This is a genomic window from Streptomyces luteolifulvus (genome assembly GCF_008806595.1).
In the GTDB taxonomy this organism is placed as follows: Bacteria; Actinomycetota; Actinomycetes; order Streptomycetales; family Streptomycetaceae; genus Streptomyces; species Streptomyces luteolifulvus.
This window is the reverse complement of record NZ_VZRB01000017.1, coordinates 55,558-76,609: the sequence shown is the minus strand read 5'-3', so window position 1 is coordinate 76,609 and position 21,052 is coordinate 55,558. Positions and strand designations below refer to the sequence as shown.

The 21,052-nt window shown below is 71.9% G+C and carries 19 protein-coding genes and 2 pseudogenes; 9 read left to right on the top strand and 12 right to left on the bottom strand.

Annotated elements, in window-relative coordinates; genetic code table 11:
• Positions 1-19: 19 nt before the first annotated feature.
• Complete coding sequence (locus F7R91_RS23675) at positions 20-250, bottom strand: DUF4287 domain-containing protein (RefSeq protein ID WP_150951115.1); 231 nt, start codon at positions 248-250, stop codon at positions 20-22.
• A gap of 104 nt (positions 251-354) precedes the next feature.
• On the opposite strand from F7R91_RS23675, the gene F7R91_RS23670 reads away from it, so the two are divergent.
• Positions 355-666 (top strand): hypothetical protein, encoded by a 312-nt coding sequence (locus F7R91_RS23670; RefSeq protein WP_191971600.1) that lies wholly within the window; start codon positions 355-357, stop codon positions 664-666.
• A gap of 96 nt (positions 667-762) precedes the next feature.
• Here the strand turns inward: F7R91_RS23670 and F7R91_RS23665 are convergent, their stop codons facing one another.
• The 3 genes from F7R91_RS23665 to F7R91_RS23655 all read right to left on the bottom strand — a co-directional run bounded on the left by F7R91_RS23665 (position 763) and on the right by F7R91_RS23655 (position 4,331).
• Positions 763-1,536, bottom strand: coding sequence for a hypothetical protein (locus F7R91_RS23665; protein ID WP_191971607.1), 774 nt, complete (start codon positions 1,534-1,536; stop codon positions 763-765).
• A 295-nt stretch (positions 1,537-1,831) separates the two neighbouring features.
• Positions 1,832-3,052 (bottom strand): acetyl-CoA C-acetyltransferase, encoded by a 1,221-nt coding sequence (locus F7R91_RS23660; protein WP_150951113.1) that lies wholly within the window; start codon positions 3,050-3,052, stop codon positions 1,832-1,834.
• A gap of 232 nt (positions 3,053-3,284) precedes the next feature.
• Positions 3,285-4,331, bottom strand: coding sequence for an SGNH/GDSL hydrolase family protein (locus F7R91_RS23655; RefSeq protein WP_150951112.1), 1,047 nt, complete (start codon positions 4,329-4,331; stop codon positions 3,285-3,287).
• A 157-nt stretch (positions 4,332-4,488) separates the two neighbouring features.
• Here F7R91_RS23655 and F7R91_RS23650 point away from each other — a divergent pair, with 157 nt between their 5' ends.
• On the top strand, positions 4,489-5,877 hold the full coding sequence (locus tag F7R91_RS23650) for a cystathionine beta-synthase (protein ID WP_150951111.1): 1,389 nt from the start codon (positions 4,489-4,491) through the stop codon (positions 5,875-5,877).
• Positions 5,878-6,266: 389 nt separating this feature from the next.
• Here F7R91_RS23650 and F7R91_RS23645 read toward each other — a convergent pair whose 3' ends face one another.
• Positions 6,267-6,695, bottom strand: coding sequence for a hypothetical protein (locus F7R91_RS23645; RefSeq protein ID WP_191971606.1), 429 nt, complete (start codon positions 6,693-6,695; stop codon positions 6,267-6,269).
• A gap of 197 nt (positions 6,696-6,892) precedes the next feature.
• Here F7R91_RS23645 and F7R91_RS42875 point away from each other — a divergent pair.
• From F7R91_RS42875 to F7R91_RS23630, 3 genes and pseudogenes are all read left to right on the top strand, one after another.
• Positions 6,893-7,107: pseudogene (locus F7R91_RS42875) on the top strand (histidine ammonia-lyase); the annotation flags it as partial.
• Positions 7,104-7,970 carry a MurR/RpiR family transcriptional regulator gene (locus F7R91_RS23635; RefSeq protein ID WP_150951109.1) on the top strand — a complete coding sequence of 289 codons (867 nt, stop codon included), beginning with the start codon at positions 7,104-7,106 and terminating at the stop codon, positions 7,968-7,970. The pseudogene F7R91_RS42875 and the gene F7R91_RS23635, both read left to right, overlap by 4 nt.
• A gap of 161 nt (positions 7,971-8,131) precedes the next feature.
• Positions 8,132-8,685: pseudogene (locus F7R91_RS23630) on the top strand (hypothetical protein).
• A gap of 13 nt (positions 8,686-8,698) precedes the next feature.
• Here the strand turns inward: F7R91_RS23630 and F7R91_RS23625 are convergent.
• The 5 genes from F7R91_RS23625 to F7R91_RS23605 form a co-directional block, all read right to left on the bottom strand.
• Positions 8,699-9,073, bottom strand: coding sequence for a roadblock/LC7 domain-containing protein (locus F7R91_RS23625; RefSeq protein ID WP_150951108.1), 375 nt, complete (start codon positions 9,071-9,073; stop codon positions 8,699-8,701).
• Between the two features lie 19 nt (positions 9,074-9,092).
• Positions 9,093-9,674 (bottom strand): roadblock/LC7 domain-containing protein, encoded by a 582-nt coding sequence (locus F7R91_RS23620; RefSeq protein WP_150951107.1) that lies wholly within the window; start codon positions 9,672-9,674, stop codon positions 9,093-9,095.
• 34 nt (positions 9,675-9,708) lie between these two features.
• On the bottom strand, positions 9,709-10,533 hold the full coding sequence (locus tag F7R91_RS23615; RefSeq protein ID WP_150951106.1) for a transcriptional regulator: 825 nt from the start codon (positions 10,531-10,533) through the stop codon (positions 9,709-9,711).
• On the bottom strand, positions 10,530-10,928 hold the full coding sequence (locus F7R91_RS23610) for a hypothetical protein (protein ID WP_150951105.1): 399 nt from the start codon (positions 10,926-10,928) through the stop codon (positions 10,530-10,532). The genes F7R91_RS23615 and F7R91_RS23610 overlap by 4 nt, the downstream gene beginning before the upstream one ends.
• A 169-nt stretch (positions 10,929-11,097) precedes the next feature.
• Entirely contained in the window at positions 11,098-12,468 is a 1,371-nt protein-coding gene (locus tag F7R91_RS23605; protein ID WP_225320759.1) for a type III PLP-dependent enzyme domain-containing protein, read from the bottom strand.
• A 160-nt stretch (positions 12,469-12,628) separates the two neighbouring features.
• Between F7R91_RS23605 and hutU the strand changes: the two genes are divergently transcribed.
• The 4 genes from hutU to hutI all read left to right on the top strand — a co-directional run bounded on the left by hutU (position 12,629) and on the right by hutI (position 18,181).
• Positions 12,629-14,293: a urocanate hydratase gene (hutU, locus tag F7R91_RS23600; protein ID WP_150951103.1), complete on the top strand. Its 1,665-nt coding sequence runs from the start codon at positions 12,629-12,631 to the stop codon at positions 14,291-14,293.
• A gap of 134 nt (positions 14,294-14,427) precedes the next feature.
• Positions 14,428-15,630 (top strand): allantoate amidohydrolase, encoded by a 1,203-nt coding sequence (locus F7R91_RS23595; protein ID WP_191971605.1) that lies wholly within the window; start codon positions 14,428-14,430, stop codon positions 15,628-15,630.
• Positions 15,627-16,973: a formimidoylglutamate deiminase gene (locus F7R91_RS23590; protein ID WP_150951102.1), complete on the top strand. Its 1,347-nt coding sequence runs from the start codon at positions 15,627-15,629 to the stop codon at positions 16,971-16,973. The genes F7R91_RS23595 and F7R91_RS23590 overlap by 4 nt, the downstream gene beginning before the upstream one ends.
• A 35-nt stretch (positions 16,974-17,008) precedes the next feature.
• On the top strand, positions 17,009-18,181 hold the full coding sequence (gene hutI, locus F7R91_RS23585; protein WP_150951101.1) for an imidazolonepropionase: 1,173 nt from the start codon (positions 17,009-17,011) through the stop codon (positions 18,179-18,181).
• A gap of 28 nt (positions 18,182-18,209) precedes the next feature.
• Here the strand turns inward: hutI and F7R91_RS23580 are convergent, their stop codons facing one another.
• Positions 18,210-19,796, bottom strand: a complete 1,587-nt coding sequence (locus F7R91_RS23580) for an RICIN domain-containing protein (RefSeq protein WP_150951100.1) — start codon at positions 19,794-19,796, stop codon at positions 18,210-18,212.
• A 190-nt stretch (positions 19,797-19,986) separates the two neighbouring features.
• Positions 19,987-20,934, bottom strand: a complete 948-nt coding sequence (locus tag F7R91_RS23575; protein ID WP_150951099.1) for an RNA polymerase sigma factor SigF — start codon at positions 20,932-20,934, stop codon at positions 19,987-19,989.
• Between the last annotated feature and the right edge of the window lie 118 nt (positions 20,935-21,052).

The following is a 21,052-nucleotide window of genomic DNA, read 5'->3' as shown; positions in this document are numbered from 1 at the left end:
ATGTCCGTGGTGCGCGCGCCTAGAGCAGTTTGCGCGCCGCCCTCCTCAGGTCGTACTCATGGATGATCGCTTTCGCGTGGCCGTACGCGAGGTTGTGTTCGTGCCGGAGCCAGCTGACCTTCTCCTCGAAGCGGAAGAGGGCGGGGCCTTCGTCGACGGTGCGCAGCCAGTCGGACACTTCACGACCGGTGCAATGGGGGATGCGGGCGAGCATGTTGCGATGGGTCTCCTCGGAGAGGACGTGGGACATCGGCGCCTCCGGACGCAAAGGGGATATAAGCCGGTCCTTCACGTCACGGTGCCTGAGCGTTGGCGTATTGGCAACAGTCCCGGTGCTGCGCATAGGTTTGGGGCGTGGTTGATACGACGCCTCTGACCCGTGCGGTGGATCACTTCGCCGATCGTTTGAGGGCCGCTCCGCAGAGCCGGCTGCAGCGGGGTGCTGCCGCTGAGGCTCTGGGGCTGGCCCGGGAGTTTGCGCGGCGGGCGCAGCTGGTGGAGTCACCGGGGGCGGAGCCTTTGGAGATGCCGGATGCGGGGATGTTCGCCGCGGCTGATCAAGTCACCGTTGCCGCGCATGATCTGGCGCTCGTGCTGACGGACGCGGGGGAGGTTGTGGAGGCGGTGAGCTTGGTGGAGGAGGCGCAGAAGAGGGCGGGGGTGTAGGGGCGTTCGGCGGGTGCGGGTGCGTGGGGGCTGGGCGCGCAGTTCCCCGCGCCCCTGACGGCAGTGCAGTAGCCCGGCGTCTCCACCGGAACGCCATTACACGCTTGCTATGACCCTGTCCGCCAGGATGTAGATCTTTTCCTCGCCGCAGGCGAAGGTCAGGGTGTACGCGCCCGAGATGCCGGAGCCGCCCAGGAGGACCGGGGTCTGGCCGGTGCGCAGCGCCGCGGCGAGGCGTTCCGCGGTTTCGCGGTGGCCCGGGGTCATGCAGAGGGTCGTGCCGTCGGCGAAGACATAGACGTCGAGGGTGCCCAGCGGGCCGGGGCGGACATCGGTCAGCTCCACGCGGGAGACGGCCAGCTCCTCCAGAGCGGCGACCGTGCGCTCGTGGTCGTTCACGACCGGTGACTGGACCGGGACGAAGTCCGGGTGGGAGGGGTGGCGGCGGCGGGCCGCGGCCAGCTCCGGGGAATCCCCGGCGAACTCGTCGGCATCGGCGCCGGGCTCGGCGACCGGCTCCAGGCCCACGAGATCGGCCTGGCGGGGCAGGAACAGCTCGCTGTCCGGCAGACCGAGCAGCGTGGGCGCGTCGGAGGCGTCACGGGCCTCCTGGGCCGCCCAGAACGCCCGCGCCTCGGCCAGCTCGCGCTCACGCTCCTCGGCGAGCGCCTCGGCCACGGCGGCACGTATCTCGTCGACGTCCGCGGGCCGACGGGCGGCGGGCACCCGGCCCTGCGCGGCGGCCCGGTTGCTCACGGCCAGCTCCTTGTGAAGGGCCGCGACCTGCCGGCGCAGCACCATGAGCGTGCGCAGCACGGCGACGCCCACGGCGCCTGTGGCGGCCGTGATGAGCAGCAAGGCGATCGGCATGGCGCTCACTGACGTACTCCCGGTTCAAAGTCGACCCCCGACTTCCTACATCAGCTTGAAGGGCGGACCATCCAGCTGTCAGTGCGTAAGGTCACGAAACGGGCAGGAGTTTGGGTCCGGGGTTTAGTGGTGGAACTGCTCTGACCTGCGTGATTCCCTCTCTCGAGGGAGATAGGTCACATCCTGGGGGCGATTGGGTCACAAATCGGCCCAGAACCTTGGAGTTTCCGCGGTTCTGGGCCGTCGGGTCACACTGGGTGCTGCCGTCGCTACGGAACGGGGTCCGCCGGCGGCCTCAGCTCAGGCGCTCGATCACCATGGCCATGCCCTGGCCGCCGCCGACGCACATCGTCTCCAGGCCGAACTGCTTGTCGTGGAACTGGAGCGAGTTGATGAGCGTGCCGGTGATGCGGGCGCCGGTCATGCCGAAGGGGTGGCCGACGGCGATGGCGCCGCCGTTGACGTTCAGCTTGTCGAGGTCGATGCCGAGGTCGCGGTAGGAGGGGATCACCTGGGCGGCGAACGCCTCGTTGATCTCGACCAGGTCGATGTCGTCGATGGTCAGGCCGGCCCGGCGCAGCGCCTGCTGCGAGGCCTCGACCGGGCCGAGGCCCATGATCTCGGGGGACAGGCCGGAGACGCCGGTCGACACGATGCGGGCGAGCGGGGTCAGGCCGAGCTCGCGGGCCTTGGTGTCGCTCATGATGACGACCGCGGCGGCGCCGTCGTTCAGCGGGCAGCAGTTGGCGGCGGTGACCAGGCCGTCGGGGCGGAAGACCGGCTTGAGGCCCTGGACGCCCTCCAGGGTGACGCCGGCGCGCGGGCCGTCGTCCTTGCTGACGACCGTGCCGTCGGGGAGGGTCACCGGGGTGATCTCGCGCTCCCAGAAGCCGTTCTTGAGGGCTTCCTCGGCGAGGTTCTGCGAGCGGACGCCGAACTCGTCCATGTCCTGGCGGGTGACGCCCTTGACGCGGGCCAGGTTCTCGGCGGTCTGCCCCATCGCGATGTAGGCGTCCGGGACGAGGCCGTCCTCGCGCGGGTCGTGCCAGGTCGTCCCCTCCTGCTCGGCGACGGCGGCGGTACGGGCCTCGGCTTCGGCGAAGAAGGGGTTGTGCGTGTCGGGCAGGCTGTCGGAGTTGCCCTTGGTGAACCGGGAGACCATCTCGACACCGGCCGAGATGAAGACGTCGCCCTCGCCGGCCTTGATGGCGTGCAGGGCCATACGGCTCGTCTGCAGCGAGGAGGAGCAGTACCGGGTGATGGTGCAGCCCGGGAGGTGGTCCATCCCCATCTGTACGGCGACGATCCGGCCGAGGTTGTTGCCCTGCTCACCGCCGGGCAGGCCGCAGCCGAGCATCAGGTCTTCGATGTCCCGCGGGTCGAGCTCCGGGACCTTGGCGAGCGCGGCCTGGATGATCGTGGCGGTCAGATCGTCCGGGCGCAGGTCCTTCAGGGAGCCCTTGAAAGCGCGGCCGATGGGGGAGCGGGCGGTCGAGACGATCACGGCTTCGGGCATCACGGCTCCAGAGACATACCGGGGGGTCGGGCAGGGCTGTCTGGGAAGTTACCCGGACGTATGAGCCGGGTCACGAGTGTGGGGGTGTGACCCTGACCGCAGTTTTCTAAGCGCTTGCTTTTCCCTCCGGGGGTCGGGCGGAACTGTTGCGGCCGTGGGGCTGTGAGGGTTGCGGGGGTGCGCGTTCCTGGGGCTGCGCCCCCAGACCCCCTCGGCCCGGAGGGCCTCGTCCTCAAACGCCGGACGGGCCGGCTTGCGGCGACGGAGTGACAGGGGCCGGCTCCGACTCCGGGACCCGGCGGCGGCGTCGCCGCTTCAGGAGGGCCCACGGGCCCCGTGGACCCGTCGGCATCGCGGCCGTGACCTCGGTACCCGCCTCGGAAGCCGCCTCCGCGGCCGCCCGTGCGACCGGCAGGAAGCCCTCGCGGCGGGAGACATCGGGGCGTTCCTCGTCCGCCGGCCACAGCCCCAGCGCGGCGCACACCGTGGGCAGCACCGCCATCGCCGCCGTCGCGTAGCCCTCCGCGGAGGGGTGGTAGTTGTCGGGGCCGAACAGCTCGCGCGGGTTCGCCGCGAACTCCGGGCCCAGCAGGTCGCCCAGCGACACGGTACGGCCGCCCTGTTCGACCGCCCCGATCGTCTGAGCGGCCGCCAGCTGCCGCGAGGCCCGCCGGGCCAGCCAGCGCAGCGGCTGCTGCACCGGCTCGATCGTGCCGAGGTCGGGGCAGGTGCCCACGACCACCTCCGCACCGGCGGTGCGCAGCCGCCGTACCGCCGCCGAGAGATGACGTACCGAACGCGTCGGCGGCATCCGGTGGGTCACATCGTTCGCGCCGATCATGATCACGCATACGTCGGGCACCTGCGCGGGATCCGCGAGCACCAGCGCCACCTGCCGGTCGAGATCGTCCGAGCAGGCCCCGGGCAGCGCCACGTTCCTCAGATCCACCGGCCGCTCCGCGACCGCCGCCAGCCCCGACGCGAGCAGCGCACCGGGCGTCTGCCCGGCCCGGCGCACGCCCTGCCCGGCCGCGGTGGAGTCACCCAGCATCCTCAGCCGCAGGGGCGGCTCACCGGGTACGGAGTACCCGAGGCCGTACAGTCCCTGCGCCTTCGGCGCGTGCGGCGCCGTCCCGTTGCCCACCTGCCGCTTGGCCAGCTGGACCTCGGCCAGCAGCAGTCCCATGGCCGCCGCGCCGACCAGTCCGATCCCGCCGCCGCCGTATGCCGCGCCGGCCGCGATACGCCGGGCCACCCTCGCCCTCGACATGCTCGTCATACGTCGCCGCCACCTCCACGTACCGGTACACCCACTGCTTGCCCCGCACGTACCGTCGCCCAATCCCCACAGCCGGTGAACGACCGTCGTACGCGCCGAACAGGCCATAGGCTGGCGGAACCACTCAGACCTGTTTTGCAAGCATCCGGAGACAACGGTGCAATTCCACGACTCGATGATCAGCCTCGTCGGCAACACCCCGCTGGTGAGGCTCAACAGCGTGACCAAGGGCCTTCGGGCGACCGTCCTGGCCAAGGTGGAGTACTTCAACCCCGGCGGATCGGTGAAGGACCGTATTGCCCTGCGCATGATCGAGGCCGCGGAGGAGAGCGGTGCGCTCAAGCCCGGCGGCACGATCGTCGAGCCGACCAGCGGCAACACCGGTGTGGGCCTTGCCATCGTGGCCCAGCAGAAGGGGTACAAGTGCATCTTCGTGTGCCCCGACAAGGTGTCCACGGACAAGATCAACGTGCTGCGTGCCTACGGCGCCGAGGTCGTCGTGTGCCCGACCGCCGTCGACCCGGAGCACCCCGACTCGTACTACAACGTCTCCGACCGGCTGGTGCGCGAGACGCCCGGCGCGTGGAAGCCCGACCAGTACTCCAACCCCAACAACCCGCTCTCCCACTACCACTCGACGGGTCCCGAGCTCTGGGAGCAGACGGAGGGGAAGATCACCCACTTCGTGGCGGGCGTGGGGACCGGCGGCACCATCTCCGGGACCGGCCGCTATCTGAAGGACGTCAGTGACGGCAAGGTGCAGGTCATCGGTGCCGACCCGGAGGGGTCCGTCTACTCGGGCGGGTCCGGGCGGCCGTATCTCGTCGAGGGTGTGGGCGAGGACTTCTGGCCGACCGCGTACGACCGGACCGTGGCCGACGAGATCGTCGCGGTGTCCGACAAGGACTCCTTCCAGATGACCCGCCGGCTGGCCAAGGAGGAGGGCCTGCTGGTGGGCGGCTCCTGCGGGATGGCCGTCGTCGCCGCGCTGCGGGTCGCCGAGCGGCTCGGGCCCGACGACGTCGTGGTCGTCCTGCTCCCCGACAGCGGCCGCGGTTACCTCAGCAAGATCTTCAACGACGAGTGGATGGCCGACTACGGCTTCCTGGAGGACGAGGGCCCCAGCGCCCGTGTCGCCGACGTCCTGAACGACAAGGAGCACGGCGCCATGCCGTCCCTCGTCCATATGCACCCGGACGAGACGGTCGGTCAGGCCATCGAGGTGCTGCGGGAGTACGGCGTCTCGCAGATGCCGGTCGTGAAGCCGGGCGCCGGTCACCCGGACGTCATGGCGGCGGAGGTCGTGGGGTCGGTCGTGGAACGCGAGCTGCTGGACGCCCTGTTCAGCAAGAACGCCTCCCTGGAGGACCCGCTGGAGAAGCACATGTCGGCGCCGCTGCCGCAGGTCGGCTCCGGCGAACCGGTCGCGGACCTGATGTCGGTGCTGGGCGCGGCGGACGCGGCGATCGTCCTCGTCGAGGGCAAGCCGACCGGTGTGGTCAGCCGTCAGGACCTGCTGGCCTTCCTGGCCAAGGGCGGCAAGTGACGGGAAACCTGCGGTGAACTGCCCGTGCCGGTGCGGAACTTGAGGTTTCCCACCGGACCGGTGGACTTCGCAGAAGTGGTACGAGCGCGTCACGTCCGCGCAGCACCCGCTTAACACGGGTCCGGCACATTAGTGGGTGTCGGCAGGGCGGTGGGGGGACTCCCAGGCGTTCAGCACTGGGGGAGGCTCCCCGCCCGGGCCGGCGCCGAACGGCGCCAAGGACCTCCGGAGCGGCTCCCGGACCTCCATGGACGCCACGGACGCGGAGGCCCGGCCCTGACCCGGCCCGCGTCCCCGCGGGGACCGCCGTCGTCCCGCCCCCCGGCAACGGGGGTTGCGGCGGTCCCCGCGCACTGCTTCTCCCGTCCGGTCGGCCGGCGGTGTCGAGGTCAGTCCTCCCAGTCGCCGTCCCGGGAGGACCCGCGGCGCCGGCCGCCGAAGAGGCCGGGGTTCGCGCGGACCGCCTGGAAGGCGTTGACGCCGACGATGCCGGCCCAGGCGACGAGCAGGCCGGGCAGACGGGCCACGCCGCCGCCGATCGCGGACAGCGGGATCGCCAGGACCAGTGAGACGATGCCGAAGCCGAAGCGCTCGCCCCAGGAGTCCGTGGCCTTCGGCGACCGGGAGCCCCGGGCCACCACCATCTGCTGCTCGGCGAGCTGCCGGCGCACCCGTCGTTCCACGGCGCCGTCGATGCGCTGGTCGACCTTCGCCAGGAACGAGTCGACCAGCGCGGACTCGTACTCCTCACCCAGTTCCCTGCGGGCGTGCAGGGTGGCGTCGAGTTCCTTCTTCAGCTCGGTGTCCCGAGCGTCCATTCCGGTCATGCGTTTCAGGCTAGGGAGCGGGGACGCCTGCCGCACTGGGGATAGCCCCCCTGTCGCCCTTGCCTGTCTGCATAATGTCATGCAGAGTTCTTGATATCTGAATAAGTCATGGGTGAGGGGAGCTCGGGTGTCGGGTGCTGTACGGACCGGCCGTTCCGGCCTGGTGGTCCTCGACGGGGTGATGAAGCGGCCACGCTGTACTCTCCCGGGGCGTCGGGGAACAGGCCGGCTTCGCCTCGCCCGCCGCGCGGCAGACGCTGCGCGCGTGCGGCGCGTACCGTCTCGTGGCCGGCTGCGAACTCGGCGCCGCAGTACGGGCGTTGCGTCAGCGCTGCCTGAGACCCGATCCGGAGCCCGGCTGCTGGACCGGTTCACTGACATCTGGAGGGGGAGCGAGACATGAGCGCGGACAGGGACACGGGAGCGGTGGTGACGGACAGCCCGGCCGGACGGCTGCAGACGCTCTTCGAGGGGCGCCGGCTGACGCCGACCCAGCGGCGCATCGCGCACAGCATGGTGCGCCGCGCCTCCGACGTGCCCTTCCTGTCCAGCGTGGAGCTGGCCGAACTGGCAGGAGTCAGCCAGCCCTCCGTGACCCGCTTCGCGGTCGCCCTCGGCTTCGACGGCTACCCCGCCCTGCGCCGGCATCTGCGGGAGGTCGCGCCCGCCGAACAGGCCGCGGACACGGCGTCGTACAACGAGTACCAGCAGGCCGTCGAGGCCGAGATCGAGAACCTGAGGCATCTCGCGGAGCTCCTCGCCGATCCGCGGCCGGTGCAGAAGGCGGGACGGCTGCTGGCCGCCTCCCGGCCGCTGCCGGTGCTCGGACTGCGGGCCGCGGCCTCCCAGGCGTACGGCTTCGCGTACTTCGCCGCCAAGGTCCATCCGGACGTCCGGCTGCTCAACGAGGGCGGCACGATGATCCACGACCGTATCGACGCCGCCGTACGGGCCGGTGCCTCGGCGCTGCTGTGCTTCGCGCTGCCCCGCCATCCGCGCGAGGTCCTGGACACGCTCGCCTACGCCAGGGAGGCCGGGCTGACGGTGGTCTCGGTCGCCGACTCCGCGTTCGCGCCCGTCGCCAAGGTGTCCGACCTGCTGCTGCCCGCCGCCGTCGGCACCGGCCTCGCCTTCGACACCGCCTGCGCGCCGATGCTGCTCGGCCGGGTGCTCCTGGAGGCGATGTGCGACGACCTGCCGCAGGCGCAGGCACGGCTGGAGGAGTTCGACGCGAAGGCGGCGGCGCGGGGGCTGTTCGTGGAGTGAGGCCCGCGGGGCTCTTCTTCGGCCGGCGGAGTAAGGCTCGCCCGGGCCGCTCTCAGACTCGTCTCACCTTCGCTGGCTAGCGTGCGTGGCCGGACAGTGCCGGAGCGGCGAGGAGGCGGAAGGTGGCACGCGGAGCGCGCGGAGGTCAGGGTCTGGCTCGGGTGGCCGTCGTCGTACGGGCCGGGGCCGCGCCCCTGTGGTGGGCCGGAGCGATGGCGGCGGGCGTGGGTGCCCTGGTGCCGGGCGTCACCGGCCGGCGGATCGGGGTGATGGCCGGGGCCGCGCTGTTTGTCGTCGCCGTGGCCGTGGTGTCGTACGGCCGCCGCCGGCGCTACGCGGCCCTAGCCCGGGGCGTCGCCCGCGCGGGACGGCACGATGTGCTCCAGGACCGTGCCGTGACGGTGGCACCTGGCGCCGGGGACACCGCTGGTGGCTGTTGCTCGCCGTCCTCGCCGCGCTCGGCAGCGCCTTCGCCGTGCCCGCGGCCGGCGGCATGCTGCTCGCCGGATGCGGCGTCGGACTGCGGCTCAAGGCCGCGTGGATCGGGCGGCGCGAGCGGGCCGGGGAGGCCCTGCTGTGGGTGCGCGTCGACTGGCTCGGGGTGCGGGGCGGACGCCCGGCCGGCAAGCCGGTCAAGGCGTTCCGCAGCACAGGCATCGCGGCTGGCGACGTGGCCCCGGGCGGGCCCCGCCGCCGCACCGCGGCGCTGGTCTAGCGCGACGTCACGCTCACACTTCCAGGTCCTCCTCGATCTTCTTCAGCTGGTGCCGTGCCATGGCGAGGTTGGCCCGCTTGGCGTCCAGGACCAGGTACAGGAACAGACCGTTGCCGCCACGGCCGCTGATCAGCCGGATCAGGTGGTACTGGTCGGACAGCGTGATCAGGATGTCCTCGATCTGCGCTTTGAGCCCGAGGTGTTCCATGGTGCGCATCTTGGCGCGGACCACATCGGTGTTGCCGGCGGCGGCGACGTTCAGGTCGAACCCCTTGCTCCCGCCCATCGTGCCCAGCGCCATGCCGCTGGTGTAGTCGACGAGCGCGACGCCCGTGGCGCCTTCGATGGAGGCGAGCGCTTCTTTCAGCGTCGTTTCGGTGTTGGCCATGGGTGATTCCTCGTTCCTCTCAACTTTCCGTGGTGGTGCGCGCGTTGGCGGTCTGGCCGCGTGCGGCGCGCGCGGTTCTGGTTCGTGTGGTGGTCTTGGCGGCGGGTTTGGCGGCCGCTTCCGTGGCCGGTGCGTCGGCCGGCGTTCTCGTGGCTTTGGCGGCGGGCTTCGGTGACTTGGCGGGTGACGTGGCGGGTGTCCGGTCCGCCGCCTCGGCGTGGGCGTCGACGAGCTGACCGATCCGGGCGCCCGCGCGGCGGCCCTCCAGATGGAGACGGCCGACGTTGACGCGGTCCTGGGCGAGCAGCGTCAGCACGGCGTACCGTCCCGCCGCATACGTCGCCACACACCCGTACACACCGCGCACCAGCAGCTCGCGGAAGTCCCCGTGACCGGTCGCGTCCGTCAGCTGCAGGGCGAGGCCGCGGGCGGTCGCGGTGAGCGCGGCCACCCTCTCCGCCTCGACACCCGGGGTGTCCTGGGCCAGGACCAGACCGTCGACACCGGCCGCGAGGGCCCCGGTGAGCTGCGGCACACGGGCGCGCAGCCGGCGCAGCTCGTCCAGGATCTCGGCTTCCGCAGCCGTCGCTTCCGCCGCCATCAGGTCTCGCCTCTCGGCGCGCGGTCGCTGCCGTTCAAAGGGCCTCCAGCGCATCCCTGAGCCTCTTCAGCAGGGTGATGTCGGGATCGCGGTCCCGATCAGCGGGACCGGCGGCTCGGGGCGCGGGCTCCGGCGGGGGAGCCTGGGGCCGGGGGGAGACCAGGCCCGCCGCGACCAGCCGGCGTACGTCCACCAGCGTGTGGAACGCGGGCCGCCCCAGCTCCCGCGCTATGTCCGCCGCCGTACGGACGCCGTCCACCCGGTTCAGGACCGCCCGCCGGCGGGCGGTGAGTGACGGGGCGGCGAGCGCGTCGGGCCGCACCAGCGGCGCACCGTCCGTCCTCTGGTCCGGCCAGATGCGGTGCAGCAGGTCACGGCGGCGCAGCGTCTCCCGCTCCAGGTCCGCCACCGGCACCGGCCGCATCGCGCCGGGCACCTCCGCGTCGTCGTAACGGAAGCGGCCCGGCGTGCTGCTGGGCCCGAGGGCGAAGTACGCCGCGTCGTACAGCGCCACCAGGCGGCACAGCTCCAGCGCGCCCGGTGTGACCGGGGCGCCCTCGGCCGGGCGGGACGCGGCGCGGTGCCGGCCGCTCGTCTCGCCCTCCGTGCCTCCGGTGCCGGCGTCGGGCGTGCCGCGGACGGCGAGGAGCAGGTCGAGGGACGGCGCGCACGGGCTCTCCGCGTGCACCACCTGGCCCTCGGCGAGATGGAGCGTGCCGTACTCGCGGACGAGGACGCCCGTGGCCCGCTCGGCGGCGAGCCGCGTCAGCATCGGCGACACACCGCCCCAGCCGCACTCCTTGGCAGCCGCCTTGTCCCGCACCGGCAGCCGGGGCGGCGGGGTTCTCACAGCCGTCATCCCAGCACCAGCCGTCCGGCCATCTCGCCCAGCCGGATGCGGGCCAGCGCGAGATTGCCCTCCGCGCGGGCCAGCCACAGATGCAGGAACACGCTGCTGTCGAAGGACGTCGGCACGAACCGCAGCACGTGATAGCTGTCCCGGTTGCTGAGGATGAGGTCCTCGATCGGCGGGTCGGCCTCCGTCTCCTGCGGGTCGCTGTCGGATGCGAAGGCGTGCTGCTCGGCGGCCAGCCGCGCGAGTTCGGCCGCTTCCGCCGCCGCCGTCTCGTGATCCCCTCCCGGGGACTCGCCCACGGTGCCCAGGGCCAGCCCGCTGGTCCAGTCGACCAGCGCGGCGCCCCTGGCACCGGGCAGTCGCATGGCTTCCAGCAGGCACTCGTCGATTCCGGGCACCGTGACTCCCCTCCCACCTGGAGTTCGGCTGAGTGACAGCGAAACTACGCAACGTGTGCGCGAGGGGTGAGCGTTACGGCATTTTCCGGCGGAACATGCTCGGGGTGGCTAAGGTGGGTCGGCTGACTCCGCTTTGGTCCTGGTGGAGCCGCATGTCGGCGGGTGCCGGTCAACCGCGCCCGGGCGGGCGAAGGGTGGTGAGCGCGTCGGTGTGCGCCCCTCCCGATTCGGCCACGATCTCCTCGACGGACTGCGGCTCGCGGACGGTCGCGAAGGCGACGCCCCCCTCACCGTTCGGAGCGAAGCCGTAGATCCCGGGCCGGGCGAGGGAGTTGTAGGCGTAGTGGTGCGCGAAGTAGTACGCGCCCGTGTCCAGCGCCACCGCGTGGTCGCCCTGTTCGAGCAGGGGCAGCGCCCGGCCCGAGGCGAGCAGGTCGCCCGCGAAGCAGGCCGGTCCCGCGATGTCCTGGATCACCTCGGGCCCGGTCTTGGGCCGCCCCTTGGCGTCGTAGGCGGCGATACGCAGTGGCCACGCCTCCGGCACGTACACCGTCCGCGTCGCGACCTGCACGCCCGCGTGCGTCACCGCCACCGGCCGCCCCCCGGCGCTCTTCGTGTACTCGACCCGGGCCACCACGGTTCCGTGCCTGGCCAGCAGCGACCGCCCGAACTCGGTGATCAGCCCGTACCGCCCGCCGAACAGGCCCGGCACCGTCTCCTGCAGCAGCCGGGCGTACTGCGCATACGTCGGCCGCGTCATGTCGGAGCCGAAGTCCACGGGCAGCCCGCCGCCGATGTCGATCGTGTCGATCTGCTGCCGGCCGACCCGCCGGTTGATCTCCTCGGCCAGTGCGTGGATCTCCGCCACGCCCCGCGCCAGCAGGGACAGCGGGATGCCCTGCGACCCGGTGTGCGCGTGCAGCCGGGTCAGCCAGGGGCGCTCGGCATACGCCCGTACGACCCACTCGCGCGCCCCCTCGTCGCGCAGCGCCACCCCGAACTTCGAGGTCGCCGTGGCGGTCGAGGTGGCCTCGATGGACCCCCCGCCGACCTGCGGATTCACCCGGACTCCGAGGGGGGAGCGGCTGGGGGCGGACCGCATCAGGGCGTCGATACGGTCCAGCTCCTGCGGATTGTCCGCGTTGACGGCGATCCCGAGCGCCAGCGCCTCGCGCAGCTCGGCCGGGGTCTTCGCGGGGGAGTCGAGCACGGTCAGGGCGGGCGGCACTCCCGCGGCCCGGGCCAGCGCCAGCTCGCCGGGGCTCGCCACCTCGGCGCCGATCCCCTCCTCGTTCAGCAGTCGCAGTACGGGGACGAGCGGTGTCGCCTTCACGGCGAAGGCGTGCAGCACGGGTGTGCCGGGTGCCACGACGGCGTCGAACGCCTCCCTCAGTTCCGCCGCCGACTCCCGGATGCCGGTGACGTCGAGCAGACCGACGACGGGGCTGTCGGCCGCGAGCAGCCCCTGCTCCACGGCGGCCCGCACGGCCTCGTCACGCCGGACGGCCCGCTCGGTGCCGCTGCCGTTGCCCTTGTCCATCGCGTCCCCCGTCGTGTCGATGCCGGTGCCGCTGTCCGCGCCCATGCGTCCAGCCAAACACCCCCGACGGGCTCATGCCGACGGGCCGATGTATTGACTAGTTCTATTCAGCGAGTCAGGATGTGAATAACGGCAGCAACAATCCGCTAGGAGGCAGACCATGTCAGGACCCCGCCCCGTACGAGCGCCGCGCGGTACGGAACTGAGCGCCCTGGGATGGCAGCAGGAAGCCGCCCTGCGGATGCTGCAGAACAACCTCGACCCCGAGGTCGCCGAACACCCCGACAAGCTCGTCGTCTACGGCGGCACCGGCAAGGCGGCCCGCGACTGGCGCTCCTTCGACGCGATGGTGCGGACCCTGAAGGGGCTGAAGCAGGACGAGACGATGCTCGTCCAGTCCGGCCGCCCGGTCGGTGTCATGCAGACCCACGAATGGGCGCCGCGGGTGCTCATCGCCAACTCCAACCTCGTCGGCGACTGGGCCAACTGGGAGGAGTTCCGCCGTCTGGAGGCCCTCGGCCTGACCATGTACGGCCAGATGACCGCCGGCTCCTGGATCTACATCGGCACCCAGGGCATCCTCCAGGGCACCTACGAGACCTTCGCCGCCGTCGCCGCGAAGAAGTTCAACGGCACCCTCGCCGGCACGATCACCCTGACCGCCGGCCTCGGCGGCATGGGCGGCGCCCAGCCGCTGGCCGTGACCATGAACGACGGCGTCGCGATCTGCATCGACTGCGACCCGCGCGCGATCGAGCGGCGTATCGAGCACCGGTACCTGGATGTGAAGGCCGACTCCCTCGACCACGCCCTCCAGCTGGCGACCGAGGCCCGCGACGCCCGCCGCCCGCTCTCCATCGGCGTCCTCGGCAACGCCGCCGACCTCGTGCCGCAGCTGCTCGCCATGGGCGCCCCCATCGACATCGTCACCGACCAGACCTCGGCCCACGACCCGCTCGCCTACCTCCCGCTCGGCACCGACTTCGAGGACATGGCCTCCGCCGCGGCCAAGGACCCGGCCGGCTTCACGACCCGCGCCCGCGAGTCGATGGCCCGGCATGTCGAGGCGATGGTCGGCTTCATGGACGCCGGCGCCGAGGTCTTCGACTACGGCAACTCGATCCGCGGCGAGGCCCAGCTCGCCGGGTACGACCGGGCGTTCGCCTTCCCCGGCTTCGTCCCCGCCTACATCCGCCCCCTCTTCTGCGAGGGCAAGGGCCCCTTCCGCTGGGCGGCCCTGTCCGGCGAGGCCTCCGACATCGCGAAGACCGACAAGGCGATCCTGGACCTCTTCCCCGAGAACGAGTCCCTGGCCCGCTGGATCAAGATGGCCGGTGAGCGCGTCCACTTCCAGGGCCTGCCCGCCCGTATCTGCTGGCTCGGCTACGGCGAACGCGACAAGGCCGGCGAGCGGTTCAACGACATGGTGGCGAGCGGCGAACTCGCGGCACCGCTGGCCATCGGCCGCGACCACCTCGACTGCGGTTCCGTCGCCTCCCCCTACCGCGAGACCGAGGCCATGCTCGACGGCTCCGACGCGATCGCCGACTGGCCGCTGCTGAATGCGATGGTGAACGTGGCCTCCGGTGCGTCGTGGGTCTCCCTCCACCACGGTGGCGGGGTCGGCATGGGCCGGTCCATCCACGCCGGGCAGGTGACGGTGGCGGACGGCACAAAGCTGGGCGGCGAGAAGATCCGGCGTGTTCTGACGAATGACCCGGGCATGGGGGTCATCCGGCACGTGGACGCGGGGTACGACCTCGCGGAGTCGGTCGCTCAGGAGCGTGGGGTCCGGGTGCCCATGCGTGAGGGTGACGACGCGTGAACGACGTGCAGCGTAGGCACAGCAACTCCGCGGTGGGGGCGGATGCCTCGTCGGCGGACGTCCCGTCGCCGAGCGCGGCCCGCTCCGCCCTGCGGAACGACTGCCCACAGCCCGTCGGCAGCTCCTTTCACACGATGTGGCGCGAGCTGCTTCCCATCGGGCGGTACCCCGACTCCGGCGGCTACCGCCGGTTCGCCTGGACGGATGCCGACGCCGAGTGCCGGGCCTGGTTCAAGGCGCAGGCCGAGGACCGCGGGCTGACCTATGAGATCGACCGGAACGGCAACCAGTGGGCCTGGCTCGGGGATCCCGCCGCGGGGGACGCCGTCGTCACCGGGTCGCATCTCGACTCCGTGCCCGACGGCGGGGCCTTCGACGGGCCCCTCGGAGTCGTGTCCTCCTTCGCCGCACTGGACGAACTGCGCGGCAGGAACGCACGGTTCAGCAAGCCCCTCGCCATCGTCAGCTTCGGCGACGAGGAGGGCGCCCGGTTCGGGCTCGCCTGTGTCGGCTCGCGGCTCACCGCGGGGCAGCTCGGCGTCGAGCAGGCGCACCGGCTGACCGACGGCGACGGGATCACACTCCCGCAGGCCATGGAGGCCGCCGGATACGACCCCGACGCCATCGGGGCCGACCCCGAACGGCTCGCCCGTATCGGCGCGTTCGTGGAACTCCATGTCGAGCAGGGGCGGGCGCTCGACCTGTCCGGCGACCGGGTCGGCATCGCGAGCGCCATCTGGCCGCACGGGCGGTGGCGGTTCGACTTCCGCGGCGAGGCCAACCACGCCGGCACGACCCGGCTGGCCGACCGACGGGACCCGATGCTGTCGTACGCCGAGACCGTCCTCGCCGCCCGTCGCGAGGCCGAACTCGCCGGTGCCGTCGCCACCTTCGGCAAGATCGCGGTCGAGCCGAACGGCGTCAATGCCGTCCCTTCCCTGGTGCGTGGCTGGCTCGACTCCCGCGCCGCCGAGCAGGAGAGCCTCGACACCGCGGTCAGCGGTGTCGAGAAGGCCGCCCGGGAGTACGCCGCCGCCCACGGCGTGGACCTCGACGTCGTCCGGGAGTCCTTCACGCCCGTCGTCGAGTTCGACCACGCCCTGCGCGAGGAACTCGCCCGCATCCTGGGCAGGGACACCGACCTCAAGGTTCCCGTCCTCGGCACGGGTGCCGGACACGACGCCGGAATCCTTTCCGGGAGCATCCCGACCGCCATGCTGTTCGTGCGCAACCCCACGGGCGTCTCGCACTCGCCGGCCGAGTCCGCCGCCGAGGACGACTGCGTGGCCGGGGTGACCGCACTCGCCGACGTACTGGAAGGGCTGGCCTGCAGGTGACGCACCCCCGCACGCGGACGTACTGGCTGGAGCACGCCTGGCTCGACACGCACGTCGAGCCGGGGGTCGCCGTCGAGGTGGCGAACGGACGGATCACCGCCGTCCGCACGGACACGCCCACGCCGCCGCCCGGCGCCGAGGTCCTGCGCGGGCTGACGCTGCCAGGGCTGGCGAACGCGCACTCGCATGCCTTCCACCGCGCCCTGCGCGGCACCGTCCAGGTCGGCTCCGGCACCTTCTGGACGTGGCGCGAGGTCATGTACTCCTTCGCCGACCGGCTGACCCCGGAGACCTACCACGCGCTCGCCCGTGCCGTGTACGCCGAGATGGCGCTGGCCGGCATCACGGCCGTCGGCGAGTTCCACTACGTGCACCACACCTTGGACGGCACGCCCTACGCCGACCCGAACGCGATGGGTGAGGCCCTTCTCCAGGCCGCCGCCGAAGCCGGTATCCGTATCACCCTCCTCGACACCGCGTACCTCTCCGCCGGCTTCGGGCAGCCGCCCAGCGCCCACCAGCGCCGCTTCTCCGACGGGACGGCCGACGCCTGGGCGGAACGCTGTTCAGTTCTCAAGGACCAGGATCACGCGCGGATTGGTGCGGCGATTCACTCCGTACGGGCCGTGCCCGCGAACCAGCTGGCGACCGTGGCGCGATGGGCCGAGGAGCGGCGGGCCCCGCTCCATGTGCACCTGTCCGAGCAGACCGCGGAGAACGACGCCTGCCGGGAGGTCCACGGGTGCACACCCACGCAACTTCTCGCCGACCACGGTGTGCTTGGCCGGCGCACCACCGGCGTCCACAACACGCACCTCACCGACGAGGACATCGCGCTGATCGGCCGCTCCGGCACCGGCACCTGCATGTGCCCCACCACCGAGCGCGACCTCGCCGACGGCATCGGACCCGCCGTCGCTCTGCAACGACAGGGTTCGCCGCTCTCTCTCGGCTCCGACAGCCACGCCGTGATCGACCTGCTCGAAGAGGCACGCGCGATGGAGCTGAACGAGCGGCTGCGCACGCGTACCCGCGGCCACTGGGCGGCCGCCGCCCTGCTGCGAGCGGCCTCCGCCGACGGCCATGCCGCCCTCGGCTGGGAGGAGGCGGGCAGCATCGAGCAGGGCGCGCTCGCCGACCTCACCACGATCGCGCTCGACTCGGTCAGGACAGCGGGGCCGCTGCCCGGGCTCGGCGCCGAGACGGCCGTATTCGCGGCGACCGCTGCGGACGTGCGGCACACGGTCGTCGGCGGACGGCATGTCGTACGAGACGGCGCGCACACGCTCGTACCGGATGTGCCGCAGGCCCTCGCGCGGGCCGTCGAAGCCCTGCGCGCCTGACCACCGCCCACGGATCCGCCACCCATGAGGACACGATGAGCAGCACTGTCATCACCAACATCGCCACGCTGGTCACCAACGACCCCTCCCTCGGACGGGGCTCCCCCCTCGGACTGATCCAGGACGCGGCCGTCGTCGTCGACGGCGACCGCATCGCGTGGACCGGTGAATCAAGCAAAGCACCCGCCACTGACAACCGGGTCGACGCCGGTGGCCGTGCGGTGCTCCCGGGCTTCGTCGACTCCCACTCCCACCTGGTCTTCGCCGGTGACCGCACCCAGGAGTTCAACGCCCGGATGTCCGGCCGCGCCTACAGCGCCGGCGGCATCCGTACGACGGTCGCGGCGACCCGGGCGGCGTCGGACGCCGAGCTGGAGGCCAACCTCACCCGCTATCTCGCCGAGGCCCTCCGCCAGGGCACGACCACCTTCGAGACGAAGTCCGGCTACGGCCTGACCGTCGAGGACGAGGCCCGCGCCCTGCGCCTCGCCGCCCGCCACACCGACGAGGTCACCTACCTCGGCGCCCACATCGTGCCGCCCGACTTCGCCGAGGACCCGGCCGGCTACGTCGCCCTCGTCACCGGCGAGATGCTCGACGCCTGCGCCCCGCACGCCCGCTGGATCGACGTCTTCTGCGAGAAGGGCGCCTTCGACGGCGACCAGGCCCGCACGATCCTCACCGCGGGCCGGGCGAAGGGCCTGCACCCGCGCATCCACGCCAACCAGCTGTCCTACGGTCCCTGCGTCCAGCTGGCCGTCGAACTCGATGCCGCCAGCGCCGACCACTGCACCCACCTCACCGACGAGGACGTGGACGCGCTGGCGAACAGCAGTACCGTCGCCACCCTCCTCCCCGGCGCGGAGTTCTCCACCCGCGCCGACTGGCCGAACGCCCGCCGCCTCCTCGACGCGGGCGTCACCGTCGCCCTGTCCACGGACTGCAACCCGGGCTCGTCCTTCACCTCCTCCGTCCCCTTCTGCATCGCCCTCGCGGTACGGGACATGGGCATGACCCCCGACGAGGCGGTCTGGTCGGCCACGGCCGGCGGAGCCCGCGCCCTGCGCCGCACCGACATCGGCCACCTCACCCCGGGCGCCCGGGCGGACCTCACCCTTCTCGACGCCCCGAGCCACGTCCACCTCTCCTACCGCCCCGGCGTCCCGCTGGTGGCGGGGGTGTGGCGGCGGGGGGTGCGCGAGATCTGAGCCCGGGCGTCGGCGCGGTCCGAGGCGGTCAGGACGTCCCCGCCCGCCACCGCTGCTCCGCACTCCCGCTCAGCCGTTCCAGGAACAGGCTCTCGCCATAGGCCGGGGTCACGGCTGTGGCGATGTCGATGGCGGGGCGGATCACACCGTCGTCGTCCACCGTGAATCTCAGGTTGTCGCCGTTGTAGCCGTAGACCGAGTCGCACTCCCAGATTCCGACGCCGCGGTCCACGTCGCCGCGGCTGTCCAGGCAGAAGTCGGGGTCGGCGTACGACTGGAGGACGTCGAGCCGGGAGTCGACCCGCCAGCGCTGCGTGCGGGAGGCGTCGCAGGGGGCCGTGACAACGTCCGTGCCCTTCTCCATGTAGCCGTCGCGGATGTCCAGGCACAGGCCCGAGGCGACGTTCACCACCTGCGCGAAAGTGCCGTCCGGCGGGTGGGTCGGGGAGGGCTTGGGCGTCGGCGGCTTCGGGCGGGGCGTCTTCGTCCGGGTGGGACTCGGCTTGGGGGAGGGGCGCCTGCTCGTCGCCGAGGGGGACGGGGTCGCCGATACGGTGGCCGTCACCGTCACCGGCGGCGGAGGGGGCGGGACCACCGTCGAGCCCACCGCCTGCTGGGACGACACGGGCGACTGGGTCGACGCATCGTCCGGGGACAACAGGAGCACCAGAAGAGGGGCCAGGGCCACGCCCAGCGCCACCGCCGAGGCAAGGACGACGGTACGGGGCGGTGGCCAGGCCGCCGAAGACGGGCGGGTGGTGAGGCCTCGTCGGGCGTGGGCGTCGGGGTTCGCGCCCTCTTCCGTGACGTACGCCGTGCCGGCCCAGGGCAGCAGGCCGTCGGCCAGTGTGGCGCGCGGGTTGTCGCGCAGGGCGGACAGCTCCTCGTGCGCCGTCGAGCAGTGTCCGCAGTGCGCCATGTGGGTGTGCAGATCGGCGCTGACACGCGGATGGTCGGGTCGTACCGACTCCTCGATGAGCCGGCGGAAGTCGCCGCACTGGGGGTCGTCGGAGGCGGCGAGACGGGACTTCAGACAGGCCTGGGCCATGGCCTGGAGCGCCTGCTCCATGCCGTAGACCACGTCCTCGTGGGTGAGGCCGAGAAAGTCGGCCGTACGGTCCGCGGGCTCCTGCTCCACGATTCCGTACCAGACGAGCCCCTGCGTACGTGCGGGCAGCGAACGGAACGGGCCGCACAGCGGCGGGACCGGCCCCCCGGGCGGCGCCGAGTTCAGGACGAGCAGCAGACCCGCCTGGAGTCCGGCGGCGCGCTCGTCCCGGGCCCATCCCGCAGCCACCCGCCCGGCCAGCAGCAGGAGCCGGTGCCGCCAGGGAACGCCCGGGTCGATGCCCCGCGCCGTCTCCCGGGCAGCCAGCGTGAACGCCTGCGCCGCCAACTGCCGTGCCGCGGACTCGCTGGTGGTGCACAGACGGGCGTGGGCGAGGACCGCCGGGCGGTGCCGTGCGCGCAGTTCCTGCAGGGCCGCGTACGCGGAGGCCGTGTCGGCGCGCAGCAGCTCCGTGAGCCGCGCGTCGGAGGCGCCGGAGTACGCGGCCCTGCAGGAACCGTCTCCGGATTCCGCTCCTTTGCCGGTCCCGTCGTCGGCCCGAGCCATTCCCCGCCTCCTCGCACACCATGGCGCCATCTGCCACGGCCCTGGCAGACCGGCCAGTCGGCCGGAGCCATAGTGATGGAAGGTGCCCGATGGGAAAAGACGTTTCTGTGGGTAACCAGTGAACGGCCCGTGCAAGCAGTGTGCCCGGCGCCCCTTCCGGGCGCCGGGCACACCGATCACGACGAGGCCGTCACTCCTCGACCGTCAGCCCCTTGCGCAGCCGCACCAGCGTCCGCGACAGCAGGCGCGACACATGCATCTGCGAGATGCCCAGCTCTTCGCCGATCTCCGACTGGGTCATGCCCGCGACGAAGCGGAGGGAGAGGATCTTCCGGTCCCGGGACGGGAGTTCGGCGATCAGCGGCTTCAACGACTCGACGTACTCGATGCCTTCGAGCCCGTGGTCCTCGTAGCCGATCCGGTCCGCCAGGGCGCCCTCGGCGTCGTCCTCCTCCGGCTGGGCGTCCAGCGAGGAGGCGGTGTACGCGTTCGACGCGGCCATGCCCTCGACGACCTCGTCGTTCGAGATGCCGAGGCGTTTCGCCAGCTCCGGCACCGTCGGCGCGCGGTCGAACCGCTGCGCCAGTTCGTCACCGGCCTTGGCCAGGTCGAGCCGGAGCTCCTGCAGCCGCCGCGGTACGCGCACGGACCAGGACGTGTCCCGGAAGAAACGCTTGATCTCGCCCACGATGGTCGGCATCGCGAAGGTGGGGAACTCCACGCCGCGACTGAGTTCGAAGCGGTCGATCGCCTTGATCAGGCCGATGGTGCCGACCTGGATGATGTCCTCCATCGGCTCGCTGCGCGAGCGGAAGCGGGAGGCGGCGAACTTGACCAGGGCCAGGTTCAGTTCGACGAGCGTGTTGCGGACGTACGCGTACTCGTGGGTCCCTTCCTCCAGCGACTCCAGCCGCGCGAAGAGGGTCTTGGACAGGGCCCGTGCGTCGACCGGAGCCACCTCGTCGTACGGGGGGATCTCCGGAAGTCCGGCGATTAGGTCGTCCTGGTCGTCCCGGTGCTCCCGGTCGTCCTGCGCGACGTCGGTCAGTACGTCGTCGCGCTCGATGGGATTCAGATGTTCCGGGGGGGAAGTCGACGTCGCCTCATGGGTGCGCGATGCGTCGAGCCGGGGTGACATGATGTCCTCCATCGTTGTCGGCATATGGCTGCCGAAGCCAGTGCGTGCACTGCGGTGTGCGGCGCCTCCAAAGCCGGCCGTGTCGGTCGCGTGTCCTACTAGCCCTACCTGCTTTCCC

Coding starts and splice junctions, on each gene's coding strand:
- F7R91_RS23645 (WP_191971606.1), bottom strand. CDS start 6,695: ATGGACGCTCGGGACACCGAGCTGAAGAAGGAACTCGACGCCACCCTG.
- F7R91_RS23675 (WP_150951115.1), bottom strand. CDS start 250: ATGTCCCACGTCCTCTCCGAGGAGACCCATCGCAACATGCTCGCCCGC.
- F7R91_RS23615 (WP_150951106.1), bottom strand. CDS start 10,533: ATGACGGCTGTGAGAACCCCGCCGCCCCGGCTGCCGGTGCGGGACAAG.
- F7R91_RS23625 (WP_150951108.1), bottom strand. CDS start 9,073: ATGGCCAACACCGAAACGACGCTGAAAGAAGCGCTCGCCTCCATCGAA.
- F7R91_RS23595 (WP_191971605.1), top strand. CDS start 14,428: ATGTGGCGCGAGCTGCTTCCCATCGGGCGGTACCCCGACTCCGGCGGC.
- F7R91_RS23580 (WP_150951100.1), bottom strand. CDS start 19,796: ATGGCTCGGGCCGACGACGGGACCGGCAAAGGAGCGGAATCCGGAGAC.
- F7R91_RS23575 (WP_150951099.1), bottom strand. CDS start 20,934: ATGTCACCCCGGCTCGACGCATCGCGCACCCATGAGGCGACGTCGACT.
- F7R91_RS23620 (WP_150951107.1), bottom strand. CDS start 9,674: ATGGCGGCGGAAGCGACGGCTGCGGAAGCCGAGATCCTGGACGAGCTG.
- hutU (WP_150951103.1), top strand. CDS start 12,629: ATGTCAGGACCCCGCCCCGTACGAGCGCCGCGCGGTACGGAACTGAGC.
- F7R91_RS23665 (WP_191971607.1), bottom strand. CDS start 1,536: ATGCCGATCGCCTTGCTGCTCATCACGGCCGCCACAGGCGCCGTGGGC.
- hutI (WP_150951101.1), top strand. CDS start 17,009: ATGAGCAGCACTGTCATCACCAACATCGCCACGCTGGTCACCAACGAC.
- F7R91_RS23635 (WP_150951109.1), top strand. CDS start 7,104: ATGAGCGCGGACAGGGACACGGGAGCGGTGGTGACGGACAGCCCGGCC.
- F7R91_RS23605 (WP_225320759.1), bottom strand. CDS start 12,468: ATGGACAAGGGCAACGGCAGCGGCACCGAGCGGGCCGTCCGGCGTGAC.
- F7R91_RS23660 (WP_150951113.1), bottom strand. CDS start 3,052: ATGCCCGAAGCCGTGATCGTCTCGACCGCCCGCTCCCCCATCGGCCGC.
- F7R91_RS23655 (WP_150951112.1), bottom strand. CDS start 4,331: ATGACGAGCATGTCGAGGGCGAGGGTGGCCCGGCGTATCGCGGCCGGC.